Below are 15973 nucleotides of genomic sequence, written 5' to 3'. Positions count from 1 at the left end.
CAGCGCATTCTGATTCTCAATCGACGCACTTTCACAGCGTGCCGGGAAGAATGATCGAGCGACTTCAGCCTTCAAGGCCACCGAACTGTCGGACCGCCTCGTACAGGACGGTATTGGCGGTGCTGGCGAGGTTCAGACTGCGAATCGTCTCCCGCATCGGGAGCTTCAGGCAATTGGCAGCGTGCTGCAGGCGGAGTTCTTCGGGCAGCCCTCGGGATTCGCTGCCAAAGACGAGTACGTCTCCCGGCTGAAACGCCGCTTCCCAGACCAGTTTTTCGGCAAACTTCGTCAGAAACCAGTAGTTTCGACCAAAACCCAACTGGTTCTGCAGTTCGGTCCAGCTGTCGACGACCTGACAATCCACGTGGTCCCAGTAGTCCATTCCCGCCCGCTTGAGGTAGCGGTCCTCCATGAGGAATCCCAGCGGTCGGATCAACCACAACCTGGCACCGACCGCCACGCAGCTGCGGCCGATATTCCCCGTGTTTTGAGGGATATCGGGCTGGTACAGCACGACATGCAACAGAGGCTCAGGAATTTCCGCCATGACAACAGTTCCACAGCCTGTACATGCCGCTGAGCTGCGGCTGCTTGCTTGGCGAACTCGGGAATGCGATATTGTTATCTCAATCGACACCCCACCGCAAAGGTTTAAAAAGGGACTGTGATGCCAAATTCTTTGAATCGACGCAGCTTTCTCGGATCGTCCGGATATGTGGCCGGTGCGGCAGCATTGATGTCGTCGACCTACGCTCGTGCAGCAGGCTCAAATCAGAAGCTCCGCATCGGAATGATTGGTCCGGGAGGACGTGGCTTCGGTGCCCACGTGAAGTCGATCTCCGAGCTGGAGAAAAGCGGTCGCAACGTGGAAATGGTCGCCGTGGCCGACGTTTATTCACACAACGTCGACCAGGCTGTGAACTACATCGCGAAGACCAACGGACACACGCCGGCGAAATACGTTGACTACCGCGACATGATCGAAAAGGAAAAGCTGGATGCCGTCTGCATCGGGACTCCCGACCACTGGCATCACAAGCAGATCGTGGACTGCCTGAACGCAGGACTGCATGTCTATGCCGAAAAGCCGATGACCAAGACCGTCGAAGAGGCACTGGATGTCGTCAAGGTCTGGAACAAATCCGGCAAGGTGATGCAGGTGGGGGTGCAGGGTTCCAGCAACCCGCTCCTGAAACAGGTTCGGGAGATGGTCGAAGACGGAAAGCTGGGCAAGGTGCTGATGTACCAGACCGCTTACTTCCGAAATTCTAACCTTGGACAGTGGCGTTATTACAAGCTCACCAAGGAGATGACCCCCAAGACGATCGACTGGCAGCGGTGGCTCGGAGTGCAGGACGGACTGGCGGAAGATGTCCCCTTCGACCGCGAAATTTATGCTCAGTGGCGCCGGTTCTGGCCCTACGGCTCGGGGATGTTCACCGATCTGTTTGTCCATCGCGTCACCGAAATGCTCACTGCCACGGGACTGAAATATCCGGCACGCGTAACCGGAGCGGGTGGTATCTATCTCGAGTACGATGGTCGGAATGTTCCGGATGTCGCGACCGTGATCGCCGACTATAACGAAGGGGTGCAGGGGTTAATTTCGTCAACGATGTGCTCTCAGGCAACGGCACTCGAACCCTGCATTCGTGGCCACTTCGGCTCCTTTGTATTTAATAACAGCAACACTGTCCGGTTTGTGCCGGAGCGTCCCCAGGTGACTGGCGACAGCAATCTGAAAGAGGAAGTGTTCACCGCCAAGGGGGGCGATCCGACGTTGAGCCACTTCGCCAACTGGATCGATGCCATCGAAGCGGGTGAGCCGGGCCTGTGCAATAACACGCCTGAAAAGGGAGCCGCCGCATTGGCGGCGGTCATTCTCGGGGCGCAAAGCTACCGTCAGGGAATCGTCTACAATTTCGACCCCGAGGCTGGTTCGTCCAACGCGTTCCTCGATGCCCAGAACGGCAAGAGCTGGGCGAAGAAATGGGAAACTGTTTCCGCCGAGCGGGGGAAAGCTGTCCACATTCCGGGCTGGAAGGCTGGCGATTACGGCAGCACCATCGTTGATCCGCCATACATGTCCCTGGCAGGTCCGTGGGTGAACGGCAAGCCCCCCGAAAAGAGCTGAGTTGGCCAACTGCCGGTGAGCGAAGGCTCTCGGGGAAGTACCATCCGCGGAATTTGAATGCCCGTCCGAGCCTGACTCCGTTGGAGAGTCAGGCTCGTGGTAATGAGTGGCCCACGGTTTCGTTGTGCACCCATTGCAGGAACTGCGGATTTCCATCCGTTACTCCCCACGCGACGACACAGGGGCATTCGTACGGGTGCAACTCTCTAATGCGTTCGGTCACTCTCGGAATCAGGTCTGCGGTTGTCTTCAGCAGCAGGGGGACTTCCCGCTCCTCCATGAGCTGTCCCTCCCACTGATAGACCGACGTTCCTTCCCCCAGAATGTTGGCGCAGGCGACCAGTCGCTCGGAAACAAGTGTCCTGGCCAGCGCGAGCGCTTCGTCCCGATTTCTGTGAGTGACATAAACTGTTGCAATTGGGTTCATCTCGACGTGACTCTCTAGGGGAATTCGGTCTCTCTGTTTTGAAGAGTTTCAGCCGCTGGCTGCAATCTCAGTCCTGACAGGGAGGGATTTTTCGCCAGGCGTCGCGCGAAAACCGGGAAATTCCTCAAAGTACCCGAAAATCGCAGCAATTCGTGTTGAGGGAAACTGCGAAATCAAGTCCGGAAGTCTTGAATTCGCACCACTGAACAACTAATGTGCGGGACTTTCCGCAATCCGGCGGTCTGGAGTGACCGCGCTTGGATCATGCGGCATGTTGTACATCAGTCATTAGAATCGAAGTTTTCCATGTCGACGATCGTGAAAATCGCGGGCAAAACCCGATCCGAAAAAGGGACCGCCGCAATGCGTCGCCTTCGGGCGCAAGGTCTTGTCCCCGCCAATGTTTACGGGCACAAGCAGGACGCCGTGGCGATTGCGATGGACGTGGACACCGTCAGCTCGCTCGTGAAGAGCGGGGCTCGGGTGATCGAACTCGACGTCGACGGCAAAGTGGAAACCGCGCTCGTCAAAGACCTGCAATGGGATACGTTCAGCCTCGACGTACTGCACGTGGATTTCGTTCGCGTGGATTCCAATGAGCGGGTTCGGGTCGACGTTCCGGTCCAGCTTCGCGGAACCGCTCCGGGTGTTGTTGCCGGTGGGGTGCTCGAGCTGCCGCATCATACTGTGACTGTGGAGTGTCTGGCCGTCGACGTGCCGGACTCGCTGCAAGTCAAGATTGGTCACCTGAACGTTGGTGATTACCTGCATGTCCGCGACCTGACGGAACTTCCGGCAGGCGTGGTGGTGGTCAATGCACCGGAAACCATCCTGGTTCACATTGCCCAGCCTAAGGCTGCCCCTGAAGTGGGTGCAGCGGATGCCGCCGCCCCGGCAGCTGAGGCTGGCAAGCCCGGCTAATCGTCGGTTTGCGTCTGCTCTGGTCTGCTGAGGGCGATCCAAGAAAGCGCTTAACGGATTCATGAGCTGTGAAAATTGTTGTCGGTCTGGGAAATCCGGGACGGAAATACACCGGGACACGACACAACGTTGGTTTTGAGGTTGTGGAAATTCTGGCAAAGCGGTTCTCCACGGGGACGTGGCAGAGCCGGTTTGAAGCCCAGACGGTTGAGATTCCTATCGGAAGTGAACGGGTCCTGCTCGTTGCTCCGCAGACATTCATGAATCTCAGCGGTCGAAGCGTGCGATCGATTGTCGGCTTCTTCAAGTCATCACTGGAAGACCTGCTGGTCATCTGTGACGATCTGAACCTGCCAGTCGGTCAATTACGCCTGCGGACTTCCGGCTCGGCCGGTGGTCAGAAGGGACTGAAGAATACGATCGAGCAGCTGGGGACAGAAGAGTTCGCCCGGCTGCGGATCGGAATTGGACGTCCCGGCGAAGGTCAGGATACAGTCAATTATGTGTTGCAGTCGTTCGCGAAATCAGAACGGCCAGCAGTGGAACAGGCAGTCGATCGGGCCGCATCCGCTGTAGAAACCTGGGCCTTGGAAGGGCCTGTCGTCGCGATGAATCTTTTCAATCGGTCTCCGCAAGCGGATGGCTGATCGAATCTCGCGACGAGTCAGTGATTCAAAGTTTTGAAGGGGAAAGCCTTGGCTGATCGTTTGTACGAATGCATGTTCCTTCTGGATAGCAGCCGCTATGCCCAGGACGCACAGGGAACCGAAGAGACCGTGCGGGAATACCTTACCCGCTGTGGAGCTGAAATCGTGGCCAGTGCTCCCTGGCAGGAAGGGAAGCTCGCTTACGAGATCGACGGCCATCGCAAGGGGCTGCACTATCTCGTTTACTACAAAATGGACGGCGCTCAGGTCGAGAACCTGAGCCGGATCTGCAAGTTGAGTGATCTGGTGATTCGTCATCTGGTCATCGAGCATGAACCGAAGCTGTTCGAACTGATGATTCAGCAGCTCGCAGATGGCGGCTCACGTCAGGAAGAGCCGGCACCGGCTCCGGTCGCTGCTGAGTAGTGCGGAATTCCGTCGACTCGGAAGCTGGAGCTGGTACGATACGCAGGACGGCCCGGCAGTCGCTGTCGCCCTCAATGTGATCCGGTATCAGCCTCCCCGTCGGGTTTGAAGACGGACGGTGTCAGCGTCAGGAGAAACCATGGCAAGTTTCAATAAGGTCATTCTGGTCGGTAATCTCACGCGGGATCCCGAGGTGAAGTACACCACCGGGGGGACCGCTGTGGCCGAGATCGGTCTGGCTGTCAATCGCCAATGGTTTGACAAGCAGTCGAACGAGCGGAAAGAGGAAGTCACCTTCGTCGACGTGACCCTGTGGGGGCGTCAGGCAGAGGTCGCGGGCGAGTATCTGGCGAAGGGACGTCCGGTCCTGATTGAAGGTCGCCTGCAGCTCGATTCGTGGGATGACAAGACCACCGGTCAGAAGCGTTCCAAGTTGCGGGTGGTCGGCGAAAACATGACGATGCTGGGTGGTCGCGGCGATTCCGGTCCCGGAGGCGGTGGGGGCGGAGGTGGAGGCGGCGGCAATCAGTATCGGTCACGCGGCGGTGCATCATCCAACGCCGGGGGTTCATCGGGTGGAGCGGATTCTTACTATGATTCGGCTCCCGGGGGCATGGACGAAGACGTCCCCTTTTAGTTTGAAACAGTTGCCGGCCCATGCCGGGCTCGTGAAGCAAAATTAGATTCTTGGCGCAGTGGCGCAAACGGAGAGTTTGACATGGTCGTGCAGCGTAAAAAGGGACAGCGGGTTCGTTCGAAGGATCGCAAGGGGGGCATCGAGCTGCTCCTGGCGGAAACCGTGGAATCTCTGGGGAACCAGGGAGAGATCGTTCGCGTGAAGCCCGGCTACGCCCGGAACTACCTGCTCCCGATGGGGCTGGGAACGATCGCGACCGAAGCCAACAAGCAGATGGTCGAGCGTCATCGCCGTCGGCAGGAAGAGGTGCTGCTGGCCAAGCGAAAGCAGCTGCAGCAACTGGCCGAGAAGGTGAAGTCTTACAGCGTGACGCTCGAAGCGAACGCCACGGACGATGGCCATCTCTACGGCTCGATCGTCGGCAACGACATCAGCAAGGCCCTGCAGAAGGCGAACTTCCCGATCGAGCCTTCACACATTCGGATGGAAGGGGCCATCAAGAGCCTCGGCATGTACACCATCGCCATCGAACTCGAACCGGGGATCAACTCCGAAGTCAAGGTGTGGGTCGTGCCGACTGCCGCCATCAAGTAGTCCTGTTCGACTGCGAGCAATTTGTGATCACGCAGCCCGCCCATGAAGGCGGGCTGTTTTTTTGATTAGTTGTGGGCGGCCCTCTCGTGGTACAATCACGGGTTGGCAGCAGAGTCAATTCGTCTCTTCAAATCTCCGGTGCCCAGCGCCCCGATCGTAACTATGGCGTCAAGCAACTCCACGATTCCCACGATGACCGTCGACCGCAAAGGCAAGGTCCCTCCGCAGGATCTGAATGCCGAAAAGAGCGTGCTCGGCAGCATCCTGTTCTCGAATACGGCCTACGACGAGGTCATTCAGCATCTGAATTCGCAGTGCTTCTACAGCGATCAGAACCGGCGTATTTTCCAGTGTATTCATGAACTCTGCGAAAGCGGGACCACTTCGATCGACGTGGTGATTCTGGCGCATGAGCTGAAGAAACGAGGGGACCTGGACGAGATCGGGGGACCTGCTTACCTCAATGAGGTGATGCAGGCTGTGCCGCATGCGGCACACGCCGAATACTACGCGAAGATTGTCCGTGACAAATGGATGCAGCGGGCACTGATCGAAGTCTGTGAGCGGGCGCTCCGGGAGACTTACGACGGGACGGAAGATCTCGACGACCTGCTGGCGAATACCGAGAAACGGCTGTTCGCCATCCTCGAACAACAGCAGTCGCTCAACCTGATGAGCTTTGACAGCGTGCTGGATGAGACCTTTCAACGCATCTTCCAGCGGATGGATCAGGGGGACGCCGTCAGCGGCCTGCCGACTGGGTTTTTTGGTCTCGATGAATACACCAGCGGTTTTCAGCCGACGGAACTGATCGTGCTTGCCGCCCGCCCGAGTATGGGCAAGACGGCACTCGTCTGTAACTTCGCGCTGGCCGTGGCCAAAGCCGGCCACGGGGTGCTCGTGTTCAGTCTCGAACAGTCCAAAATGGAGTTGGCGGAACGACTCCTCTGTATTCACGCCAAGGTCGGCGGACACAAGCTGCGCAAAGGGGAGCTGGAAGCACTCGAAGCGGAAATGCTCATGGAGGCCGCGAACGAGATGCGGAAGTTCCCCATCCACATCGACGATACGGCCGGACGGACGATGTCGCAGGTGGCTGCACTGGCCCGTCGAACGAAGCGCCGGGCGGGGCTGGGCATCGTCATCATCGACTATCTGCAGCTGATCGAATCCGAAGACAAGAACATTCCCCGCGAACAGCAGATTTCATCGATCACGCGGCGACTGAAGTTCCTCGCCAAGGACCTCGACATTCCGGTGATCGCCCTGGCCCAGTTGAACCGCGGAGTCGAACAGCGGGAAGACAAACGTCCGAAGCTTTCCGACCTTCGCGAATCGGGGGCAATCGAACAGGATGCGGACATCGTGATGTTTCTGCATCGCCCGGATGCTTACGATCCGGAAGATCGTCCGGGGGAAGCGGATCTGATCGTCGCCAAGAATCGTCACGGACCCATTGGGACGGTGGAACTTGTCTGGCTCCGCGAAATGCTGCGGTTCGGGGACAAAAGTCCGGTGCATATCGACTGAGGCCGGTCAACTTGCGGCGGTGCGCCGGTGCAGGCAAGTTCGCACCGGCGTCATCGCGGAGTGGGTCCCGATTCCACCGGTTTCTGGACAATGTTGCCCCGCAGAATTCGCGTGGATCGCTGGAAGTCAGCCGGCACCGACTGGAGGCCTTGACCTCGTCTGTCGAGCTGTCCCGAAAACCCACTCCTGCAGTTTTACGACGTCGGGGTGAGTTTTCCAGGGTGGCAGGAATGGCTGTGAATGGGGAATCAGCGTAACGGTGATTTTCACCCCACCTGGATCGGAGTACCGGATCAGTGTCGGCCGAAAGTTCATGGGAACGAGCTCCCGCACTTCGTCGATCATCGTGACGGGAAGATCGGTCGCAGATCGAAACCCCGCTATTCTGATCCATTTCTGACCGGATGCCGAGAAATAGCCCACGCGCCGGATTTTCAGTCCGAGAAACAACATCGGCAGCCCTGCGAGGAGAAACAGGGCACTGAGTGCGCCGACTTCACACCACGCTGCGTTGGAAGCATTGCTCGTTGTCAGCCCGTACGCTGCCGCTGCGGTAGCAGCAAAAATGATGAAATACCAGACAACGGGAAAGACGGCGTAGAACGTGGACGTTGAAGATGAAATCCAGTGGATGGATGTCGCTGGCTCTGGAGTACTGCTGACTGACTTTGCGTCGAACGGACATTCCGGGTTCATGCCTCCCTCCGATGTCAGTCTGCAGCAATCGATTTCTGAGATGCGACACGCCTTCAACGCAGTGGTTCAGAGTTCCGCGAAGAATTGTCGCGACCAGTGAGCCAGCTGCGCCGTTTGCGGTAGTCGCGGGGCGTCATTCCGATCGATTCTTTAAAGGCTCGATTGAATCGGCTCAGGGATTCAAAGCCGGCTTCCTGTGCAATCTGCACAATCGTGTCATCGGAGGTCAGCAGCAGGCGTTGGGCCTCAGCGAGGCGGTGCTTCAGAATCAAAGCCGAAAACGTCGTACCGAAGGTCTGCTTGAACAGCGCTGAGGCGTAGTTGGGGTGGAGGTCGACAACTTCCGCGATTTGGCTGTTCTGGATTTTCGTCCGGTAATGGCTCGCGATATAATTGGCCATCAGCTCGGCCTTGGTCATGCGGGAATGATTCTCGCCGGGATCGGGCTCGTTGGGGGTCTCTGCGAGGTTGAGGGAGAGTCGCCAGATTCGGGCTGCCAGCTCCATCTGGACAATCTGCCGCATGTCGTCGGTCGATTTTTCCAGATCGCGATGCCACCGATTAAAGATCATCGGGTCTTCAGGCTGTCGGTCGGAAGAAGATTCCTGAATGACATCTCCCCGAATCAGTCTCGACAGCAACTGTCGAGGCAAACCGATCTGCAGGAAGTTGGCGAAAGGAATGGTGACGACATAGTAGAAGCTGACATCCTCCTCGCCGATGATCTGATGCGGAATCGCTCCCCAGAACATGGTGAAGGTCCGCGGATGAACGGTCACCCTCTGCCCCCCCAGCATGTAGAACAATGTTCCCCGGTCGAGAAAATTGATCTCGATTTCTTCATGGCGATCCGGACGGGAAGTCGGACGCGCTTCCCAGAGTTCGCATGTGAAGCCATAGGGCTCAAAGACTGATCGGGTATCGTCAAAGTGACGCAGACTGCGAATCGGGGGAAGAGGGGTCTGATGAGTAGGGGCCGTTGTCATCGAGTTGTCTCCAGGCAGGAGCAATTCCAGCGACAGGGTGATTTAGACGAAAACTCCGACCATTCCTGTTTTCCTCCAATGATAGAAGCAGTCGCTGGCGGCTGCATATCACGCTTGGAGAAAACGCTTTAAGTTGTTTATCTGGTTCACTTTGCCTCGCCTGGCGCACATGGGAGATCAGCGGCTGACACGCTCCCAAAGCGGTTTTCGCTCGCCTTGGGCTGTGCGTTCGACGTCCCAGTCTCACAGCCCGTGGAGGCAATCTCCTTTTCCAGTGACAGGCATTTTCTGTAAATAGTGTAGTTTTACAGTTGAAACGAGAGAGACCACGCTGAAAGTACAGATTACGATGCTGTAATGCAAATGTGTTGATCTGTTTTTGCAAAATGTGAAATGCGGTGCCAATGAATTTGGTGATTTGAGTCTTTTGTTGAGTGGGGTCGTTTTTCTGGAAGCAGCCGCTTCCGGGCACAACTGCGACTCCTGATTGGCGAGGATATCCCGCCGCAGGTGGCGGTTCGCCAAGAGCGATTCGTTCTCATGAGACTGAGCCTCCCGCCTGCACCGTCGGCCGCAACGGGCTTTCAATCGATTTGAAGGGGATTTCAGAAAAAGTGCCTGAATTCTTAAACCGCAAGTTCCTTTGACCCGTTTGGTCCACCATTCAGATTTGAAATGAACTAGTGCGAACTTCGCACGCGACGCGGTTGAATCGACCGGTCATCGACAGTTTCCCTCCAAGGCAAATTCAGAATTAGACATTCTGCTCCGTGTTTGATTAGTGATTCCTCTTTTCAGTCCAGGGTCTCTCATGGCAACGTATTCTCGCGTCAGACGGGCGTTCACGCTCATTGAGCTGCTGGTGGTCATCGCCATCATCGCGGTTCTCATTGCACTCCTGCTTCCAGCGGTCCAGCAGGCCCGAGAGGCGGCCCGCCGCTCTCAGTGCAAAAACAACATCAAGCAGATTGTGCTGGCGATGCACAACTACCACGACACCTACAATGTTCTGCCGTTCGGGCACAACATGAGTGCAGATCGCGCCACCTCGTGGGGAGCCCTGTTGCTCCCTTACATTGACCAGGCGCCGCTGTACAACATGCTGCAGCCTGGCAACCACCGCAATGGGGCCAACGTGGGAATGATGCCGTCGCTCGGGGCGACAGGGCATAATAACGTTCAGGCGACGATGCTCTCTGTCTACACGTGCCCTTCAGATAGTTTTCCTTCGGAGACGAATCCCTACTTCAATCAGTACGGGCGTTCGAACTATCTCGCCAACGTCGACGTGTTCCGTGGGGGTGGAGCCTTCACGACACCGGCTCCGGGGAAGTGCTCAAACTTCCGCGACGTGACTGATGGTCTCAGCAATACGCTTTTTGTCGGGGAACGGGAAACGAGTTATCCCGGGGACCGCCGCTTCTCGATCGGAGCGATCTGGTCGTCTCAGCAGCGCATGGGTGGATCGATCATGTTCGAAAAATTCCCCATTAATCGGAGCTTGAATCCGGCTTCGCTGGGAGCATCAGGAACGGTCTGCTGCACAGGCCATCCGACCGACTTTGCAGACGTCCGGTACTCCTGCAGCAGCGAGCACGTGGGGGGGGCCCAGTTCGGGATGGGGGATGGTTCGGTTCGCTTTATCAGCGAGAACATCAGTTCTTACCCGATTATTCACAACTTCAAGCCACCGCAAACCTCCCCCTACAACAGCGTGAGGGAAGCGATTGAAGCAGATCCGACTGTTGTTCCGATTCTGGCTCGTCTGCACTGCATGGATGACGGCTTGCCCATCGGGGAATTCTGAAATCGTCTGGCATGAGCGAAGAGGTACGTCCCGAGTTCGGGATTGCCTTTCTCCATCCGGGCTGAAATTGTCGCCACTTTACTGTCGGGGAAGAGGTGCAGACGGGGTCAATCCGTACTGCACCGGCCCCGGCGCAAGTCAGCTGCGGGCGCATCACTGCTCCACCTGACTTCGTCGTGAGTTGCCGTGAAAGGAAGTTTATTGTGATGATCGCCTCCCGATGGCGTGCTGCCTTGGGCCTATTCGTATTGGCATCAGGCTGTGGGCAAGACCCTTACATCCTGGTTCCAGTCACCGGAAAGGTCCTCACCTGTGAGGGGAAACCTGCCGCCGGTGGAACCGTCATGTTCATGCCTGTCGACAACCCGAGCGTCACGGGCCGACCTCAAAACGAACCCGGGAAAGTCTCGGAGGGAGTCATCGGTGAGGACGGAACCTTCACGCTGTGGTACGGCATGACCCAAGGGGTCGGTGCTCCCCCACCGACAGAATCAGGCGCGGTGACCGGTCCGCACCGCCTGATGTTCAAGAGCCCGTTTACTGCCAAGCCGACGCTTTCCGCTAGCGAGAAAGCGCAAATGGGCGAAGAAGATCGGAAGGCTGCTCAGGCACTTTATGATGCGGTCAAGATTTATCCCCCCATCCCCTGTAGCCTGAAGGTCGAGCCATCAGAGGTGATCGTGGAACTGAACGGCACTAACCACTTTGAACTGAAGCTGGCGCCGAGGTGAGTCGTCCGGCAGGAAGAACAGCGTCCTTCGATTTGCTAGGGCATCTGGGCCTCTGAGTTCCGGTCGAGGCCCCCATTGTTGACCGTGTGGATGGGCTGAATTGGTCGCTCGTGGCGTGTGCCATGTTGGCGGCGTCGAGTGCAGACCGCTCAATAAGGAAAACTTTGTGAACGTTCACTGCATTTTTGTTGGGCTGGTTCTTCTGTGGGGAGTCTCACTCCCCGCAGCGGAATCTCTTGTGCCTGTGCACGTCGACATGTCAGCCCGGCCGCGGCTGCTTGTCCTGACTGACATCGGTGGCGACCCTGATGACCAGCAATCCCTGATCCGACTGCTAGTTCACGCGAACGAGTTCGAGATTGAGGGGTTGCTCGCGACATCTGCGGGGACCCTGAACGAGTTGCGGACCCAGACCCCTCGTGTCGATCTTGTGCAGCAGATCGTCGAGGCCTATGGGCAGGTCCAGCCGAATCTGGAACTGCACGCTGCCGGTTTTCCGGCTGCCGGAGAGTTGCTGAAGAAGATTCATGCAGGGCAATCGGCCCGGGGTCGCTCAGCCATTGGTCCAAATGGCGACACCGCAGCATCCCGGTGGATTATCGCCTGCGGTGATCGAATTGATTCGCGGCCATTGAATATCTGCGTCTGGGGAGGGCAAACAGATGTGGGACAGGCACTCTGGCGCGTGAAACAGGACAGAAGCGAGGCGGAATATCGGCTCTTCGCCTCACGACTCCGCATTTTTGACATCGCCGATCAGGACCAGATCGCCACCTGGCTGACAGAATCATTTCCAGAAGTCTTCTACATTCTCAGCAATCAACTTCCGGATGAGGACAAACGGTCCGCCGCGTTTCGCGGAATGTATCTGACGCTGGATGAGTCCCTGACGTCGAAGCAGTGGATCACTCGACATGTGCAGGAACAGCACGGTCCCCTGGGAGCGCTGTACCCGCTCAAGACCCACACGCTGCCCAACAAAAACGGCTGTCTGAAAGAAGGGGACACGCCTTCCTGGTTCTACTTCTTTTCCAATGGACTCTCCAATCCCGAACACCCGCAGGACGGGAGTTGGGGAGGGCGCTATACGTTGGCTCACGGAAACGTCTATCGCGATGCGGCCGATCACCGGGATGGGCAGACCGATCGTCGTTTCACGGTTTCCCGTTGGCGCGAGGATTTTCAGAACGAATTTCAGGCCCGGATGGACTGGTGTGTGAAGCCGTTCAATCAGGCGAATCACCCCCCCGTGGCGGTGCTGAATGGGTCGACGGATGCAAAGCCGGTGTCTTTGCAGGTAACAGCGGGGGACGCGGTGACGCTCAGCGCTGAAGGGTCTTCGGATCCGGATGGGGATTCCCTGCTTGCTGAATGGGAGGTCTATCCAGAAGCGGGAGATCAGATGACAGGACTTCAGATCCGGCCGGCGGGTATGCAGGTTGATCTTCAGTTCCCCCGGGATGCTGCCGGAAAGACTCTGCACGTGCTGCTCAAGGTGCGTGACAAGGGAACTCCTTCTCTGACCCGATATCGGCGGGCGATCATCCATGTCGGCGCGTCAGCTACGGAAGTCGCTTTGCCGTAAAGCGGGTTGCTCCCGTTCGGCTTGGTGTATTACGCCCCATCGGGCGATGTTTGTTAGTCTGCTTCACCGGTGGACGGTGCACCGGGCGTGCTGCTCTGTCTCCCATGCGGCTGAACTACGTCATCCGCTCACGGCCATTCCGGTGGTCGACGTAATTCAGAATCGGACTCGTGCCAACTCCGTACGAGGGGTACCCGTGGCCGATGCTCCTGGCGACCTGGTTTCGACTGCCAAGCCGCTCCTATGAGCGGATTCGTCGTTCACGACCTGGATCAGGGTGCCGGTGGCGTGCCCGGTACGGAGAGTGGCTCTTCCCCCTTCTCTTCAGCAGGAGTGGGTGCCGGCTCACTTGTGACACCGGGAGGGGCCTGGGGCTGCTGATCGGGGGCGGGCGGGATCAACGCCGGTCCCGAGACTGGCGGGATGGTCGGAGTTGGCTCGATGAATTCCGGGAGTCGTGGCGGGCAGATCGGGATCTCGCCATCAGCTGATGTTGTCGGCTGACTGAACGGGTCGACCGGGACATACGACCAGGAGGAAAACTCGATCGTGCCAAGACCTCCCCCCAGCGCCTGATAGGCGTTGACAATGGCCGAGAGCTGTTGCCGCTTGGTTTCGATCAATGCCATCCGGGCATCCATCAAGTCGCGCTGAGCAAACAACACGTCGAGGTAGTCGATGCGGGCTGCATTAAAGAGTTTACTGGCGGCATCGACCGAGGCCTCGAGTGCTTCAAGCTGGCGGGTCTTGAGTTCAATACTGGCTGTGTAATTCTGCACCATCGAAATGCGATTGATGACTTCAGTAAACGAATTCAGAATCACCTGCTGGTAATTGTAGACCTTCTTCAATTGTTCTGCGTTGGCGGCCATATAGTCCGCCTTGATGGCGGACCGATTCAGCACGGGAGCAACAAGATCGCCCGCCACGTTGTAAACGAGTGATTCCGGTGTCACCACCAGATAGCGGGGGTTGAACGCCTCGTAGCCGACACCGGCTGTAATATTCAATTTGGGATAGAAGTCCGCCCGGGCCACACGAACGTCCAGGCCGGCTGCAGCCAGTTCCCGCTCTGCCTGCCGGATGTCAGGCCGGTTCTGGAGCAATTGAGCCGGGACGCCCAGGCGAAGCGTCTGCAGGTTGAGGGTAAAGAAGTCGCGTCCATCACGATCGACGTGCTGCGGAAATCGCCCGGCCAGGAAGTTGATCCGGTTTTCCACTTCGATGATTTCCTGCCTGATAATCAGCTTCTCGCTCTGGTTCTTGCGGACTTCGGCCAGGAAGCGCTGCACCGGCAGTTCAGTGCCGCGGGCTCCCTCCTTGCTGGCTTTGGCGATTTCCAGACTCCGCTCCTGGAGGGCGATGGTGGTATCGAGAGTCTGCAGGCGCTGGTCCAGAGCCAGGAGCGAATAGTAGTTCTCCGCAATCTCGGCGATCAGCCGTGTCACCATATAGTTGCGGCCTTCCCACGTACCCAGATAGCGGAGCGTCGCCGCATCGCGTGCGTTCCGCAGCTGCTTCCAGATGTCAATCTGCCAGGAGACCTGTGTGCCGATCATGAAATCCGGCAGCGGTGACGGAAACCCACGGCCATTGGGGGCGAGCAGTTGTTCTTCCGCCGCTCCCAGAGGGGTATAGAAGCTCGGCTTGTCGAGTCCTGCCCGGGCGCCTGCCGTCACGAAGGGAAGGTAAGCCCCACGACGTCGAACGATTTCGCTGTTGGCGATCTGAATTTCCTCAGCGAGGATCTTCAGCTCCTGATTGCCCGCGAGACCTTCATACATCAGGCAGGTTAATGTCGGGTCGTTGAAGAATTCTTCAATCCGGATCTGAGCCGAGTTGTCGTAGCTGACCTCGCCATTGAAGGTATCGGGCAGGTCGCGGCCGCACTCGGCCAATCGATGCTGGGGAATACTGCAGGAGGTCAACAGCAGGAGCAGTCCACAGGCCAACATGCGACGTACGTGGAGGTGTTGTGTTCGCGCAGAAGCGCTGGGGGGAAACGGGTTCATCAGGCTCATCCTTGACGAAATCTCGGCTGTCGGCGTCGTGGCCCGACCAGACTCAAACTCCCGGGTACGGGCTGTGCCTACCGCAGCCGGCTCCGGGCATTCACCCTGCCGGTTCGATATTGTGCAGTTGCCTGGCCAATGTGCCCGTTGGCCGTACCCTCAATGAAGACCCGCCGTGATTGATCGGTCCGGCGATTCCGTCAGAAAAGTCGAATTCACGGGAACCGGCAAAGATCAAATAACTTGACGGTTCCCCATAGCGCAACCTGTTCGTAATGAAACCGTTACATGGAAAAGAGAAAGAAGTTTCCCGGTTGCGGACGGTAGGAAATGTAAGCTGCCGTCAGCGGTCAGGCCGGTTGTGCGGACAGATCACGTCATACCGTTTGTGAGGCTCGTGAGGAGCTGCGCGGTTGATGGGGCAGAAGAGCGTTCGCGAACTGCTCAGCCGAGAGAGGAGGCCGACTGTGCTGCGGCCGAAGGCGAGCTTTTTGACTGCCAGGATTGCACTCTTGATGACCAATGTTCCCGCTGGGCAGGGACTGGCCACAACAACCGGCGTTAAACACGTTTCGACTTTCGTCCGCCGCCCGGTCGCCGAATGCGGGTCCCCCCCTCCGCCTCGTTGACGACGGAGTCCCCCTCAAGTTCCCGGAGCCCCTTCTTGATCGTGTTCGCGGAGATGTGCAGTGCGCGGCCAACGGCTGCCAGACCTCCACGACCTAAACAAAGTACCGCCCGCGCTGCCCACTGCCGACGTTCTCTTTCATTGAGGGGGCCGGCCTGCCGGTACTGCTTCTGAATGGATTGAATAATGTCGTCTCTGGGCATCGCAACACT

At 57.8% G+C, this 15973-nt stretch carries 16 protein-coding genes; 10 read left to right on the top strand and 6 right to left on the bottom strand.

Features of this window, described 5'->3' with window-relative positions:
- Nucleotides 1-64: 64 nt before the first annotated feature.
- Nucleotides 65-547, bottom strand: coding sequence for a tRNA (cytidine(34)-2'-O)-methyltransferase (locus SH664x_RS06355; protein WP_437205997.1), 483 nt, complete (start codon nucleotides 545-547; stop codon nucleotides 65-67).
- Nucleotides 548-667: 120 nt separating this feature from the next.
- Here SH664x_RS06355 and SH664x_RS06350 point away from each other — a divergent pair, with 120 nt between their 5' ends.
- On the top strand, nucleotides 668-2134 hold the full coding sequence (locus tag SH664x_RS06350; RefSeq protein ID WP_437205996.1) for a Gfo/Idh/MocA family protein: 1467 nt from the start codon (nucleotides 668-670) through the stop codon (nucleotides 2132-2134).
- 88 nt (nucleotides 2135-2222) lie between these two features.
- Here SH664x_RS06350 and cutA read toward each other — a convergent pair whose 3' ends face one another.
- Nucleotides 2223-2561, bottom strand: a complete 339-nt coding sequence (cutA, locus tag SH664x_RS06345) for a divalent-cation tolerance protein CutA (RefSeq protein ID WP_437205994.1) — start codon at nucleotides 2559-2561, stop codon at nucleotides 2223-2225.
- A 306-nt stretch (nucleotides 2562-2867) separates the two neighbouring features.
- Between cutA and SH664x_RS06340 the strand changes: the two genes are divergently transcribed.
- The 6 genes from SH664x_RS06340 (at nucleotide 2868) to dnaB (ending at nucleotide 7316) form a co-directional block, all read left to right on the top strand.
- The gene (locus SH664x_RS06340) at nucleotides 2868-3482 is read left to right on the top strand and encodes a 50S ribosomal protein L25 (RefSeq protein ID WP_437205993.1); all 615 of its coding nucleotides are present in this window, start codon (nucleotides 2868-2870) and stop codon (nucleotides 3480-3482) included.
- A 68-nt stretch (nucleotides 3483-3550) separates the two neighbouring features.
- Nucleotides 3551-4129 (top strand): aminoacyl-tRNA hydrolase, encoded by a 579-nt coding sequence (gene pth / locus SH664x_RS06335; RefSeq protein ID WP_437205991.1) that lies wholly within the window; start codon nucleotides 3551-3553, stop codon nucleotides 4127-4129.
- Nucleotides 4130-4177: 48 nt separating this feature from the next.
- Nucleotides 4178-4555, top strand: a complete 378-nt coding sequence (gene rpsF, locus SH664x_RS06330) for a 30S ribosomal protein S6 (protein WP_437205990.1) — start codon at nucleotides 4178-4180, stop codon at nucleotides 4553-4555.
- Nucleotides 4556-4694: 139 nt separating this feature from the next.
- On the top strand, nucleotides 4695-5192 hold the full coding sequence (gene ssb, locus SH664x_RS06325) for a single-stranded DNA-binding protein (protein ID WP_437205988.1): 498 nt from the start codon (nucleotides 4695-4697) through the stop codon (nucleotides 5190-5192).
- Between the two features lie 81 nt (nucleotides 5193-5273).
- A complete protein-coding gene (rplI, locus tag SH664x_RS06320; RefSeq protein WP_437205986.1) occupies nucleotides 5274-5786 on the top strand; it encodes a 50S ribosomal protein L9 in 513 nt (170 codons plus the stop codon).
- Between the two features lie 162 nt (nucleotides 5787-5948).
- Complete coding sequence (gene dnaB, locus SH664x_RS06315) at nucleotides 5949-7316, top strand: replicative DNA helicase (RefSeq protein ID WP_437205984.1); 1368 nt, start codon at nucleotides 5949-5951, stop codon at nucleotides 7314-7316.
- Nucleotides 7317-7442: 126 nt separating this feature from the next.
- Here dnaB and SH664x_RS06310 read toward each other — a convergent pair whose 3' ends face one another.
- Nucleotides 7443-8012: a hypothetical protein gene (locus tag SH664x_RS06310; RefSeq protein WP_437205983.1), complete on the bottom strand. Its 570-nt coding sequence runs from the start codon at nucleotides 8010-8012 to the stop codon at nucleotides 7443-7445.
- Nucleotides 8013-8065: 53 nt separating this feature from the next.
- Nucleotides 8066-8998, bottom strand: a complete 933-nt coding sequence (locus SH664x_RS06305) for a helix-turn-helix domain-containing protein (RefSeq protein WP_437205981.1) — start codon at nucleotides 8996-8998, stop codon at nucleotides 8066-8068.
- A gap of 811 nt (nucleotides 8999-9809) precedes the next feature.
- On the opposite strand from SH664x_RS06305, the gene SH664x_RS06300 reads away from it, so the two are divergent.
- From SH664x_RS06300 to SH664x_RS06290, 3 genes are all read left to right on the top strand, one after another.
- The gene (locus SH664x_RS06300; protein WP_437205980.1) at nucleotides 9810-10805 is read left to right on the top strand and encodes a DUF1559 family PulG-like putative transporter; all 996 of its coding nucleotides are present in this window, start codon (nucleotides 9810-9812) and stop codon (nucleotides 10803-10805) included.
- Between the two features lie 206 nt (nucleotides 10806-11011).
- Nucleotides 11012-11536 carry a hypothetical protein gene (locus SH664x_RS06295; protein WP_437205979.1) on the top strand — a complete coding sequence of 175 codons (525 nt, stop codon included), beginning with the start codon at nucleotides 11012-11014 and terminating at the stop codon, nucleotides 11534-11536.
- A 166-nt stretch (nucleotides 11537-11702) separates the two neighbouring features.
- The gene (locus SH664x_RS06290) at nucleotides 11703-13121 is read left to right on the top strand and encodes a DUF1593 domain-containing protein (protein WP_437205977.1); all 1419 of its coding nucleotides are present in this window, start codon (nucleotides 11703-11705) and stop codon (nucleotides 13119-13121) included.
- Nucleotides 13122-13393: 272 nt separating this feature from the next.
- Here SH664x_RS06290 and SH664x_RS06285 read toward each other — a convergent pair whose 3' ends face one another.
- Nucleotides 13394-15076: a TolC family protein gene (locus SH664x_RS06285; RefSeq protein ID WP_437205975.1), complete on the bottom strand. Its 1683-nt coding sequence runs from the start codon at nucleotides 15074-15076 to the stop codon at nucleotides 13394-13396.
- Nucleotides 15077-15694: 618 nt separating this feature from the next.
- A complete protein-coding gene (locus SH664x_RS06280) occupies nucleotides 15695-15964 on the bottom strand; it encodes a hypothetical protein (RefSeq protein WP_437205974.1) in 270 nt (89 codons plus the stop codon).
- Between the last annotated feature and the right edge of the window lie 9 nt (nucleotides 15965-15973).

The organism is Planctomicrobium aquicomposti, assembly GCF_051466325.1.
Classification (GTDB): domain Bacteria; phylum Planctomycetota; class Planctomycetia; order Planctomycetales; family Planctomycetaceae; genus Planctomicrobium.
This window is presented reverse-complemented; position numbering and strand designations above follow the sequence as displayed.

Bases quoted from the DNA above. Each gene is read 5' to 3' on its own strand.
- rplI (WP_437205986.1), top strand. From the start codon at position 5,274: ATGGTCGTGCAGCGTAAAAAGGGACAGCGGGTTCGTTCGAAGGATCGC.
- cutA (WP_437205994.1), bottom strand. From the start codon at position 2,561: ATGAACCCAATTGCAACAGTTTATGTCACTCACAGAAATCGGGACGAA.
- SH664x_RS06355 (WP_437205997.1), bottom strand. From the start codon at position 547: ATGGCGGAAATTCCTGAGCCTCTGTTGCATGTCGTGCTGTACCAGCCC.
- SH664x_RS06300 (WP_437205980.1), top strand. From the start codon at position 9,810: ATGGCAACGTATTCTCGCGTCAGACGGGCGTTCACGCTCATTGAGCTG.
- SH664x_RS06305 (WP_437205981.1), bottom strand. From the start codon at position 8,998: ATGACAACGGCCCCTACTCATCAGACCCCTCTTCCCCCGATTCGCAGT.
- SH664x_RS06280 (WP_437205974.1), bottom strand. From the start codon at position 15,964: ATGCCCAGAGACGACATTATTCAATCCATTCAGAAGCAGTACCGGCAG.
- SH664x_RS06310 (WP_437205983.1), bottom strand. From the start codon at position 8,012: ATGAACCCGGAATGTCCGTTCGACGCAAAGTCAGTCAGCAGTACTCCA.
- SH664x_RS06350 (WP_437205996.1), top strand. From the start codon at position 668: ATGCCAAATTCTTTGAATCGACGCAGCTTTCTCGGATCGTCCGGATAT.
- SH664x_RS06295 (WP_437205979.1), top strand. From the start codon at position 11,012: ATGATCGCCTCCCGATGGCGTGCTGCCTTGGGCCTATTCGTATTGGCA.
- SH664x_RS06285 (WP_437205975.1), bottom strand. From the start codon at position 15,076: ATGTTGGCCTGTGGACTGCTCCTGCTGTTGACCTCCTGCAGTATTCCC.
- SH664x_RS06340 (WP_437205993.1), top strand. From the start codon at position 2,868: ATGTCGACGATCGTGAAAATCGCGGGCAAAACCCGATCCGAAAAAGGG.
- dnaB (WP_437205984.1), top strand. From the start codon at position 5,949: ATGGCGTCAAGCAACTCCACGATTCCCACGATGACCGTCGACCGCAAA.
- ssb (WP_437205988.1), top strand. From the start codon at position 4,695: ATGGCAAGTTTCAATAAGGTCATTCTGGTCGGTAATCTCACGCGGGAT.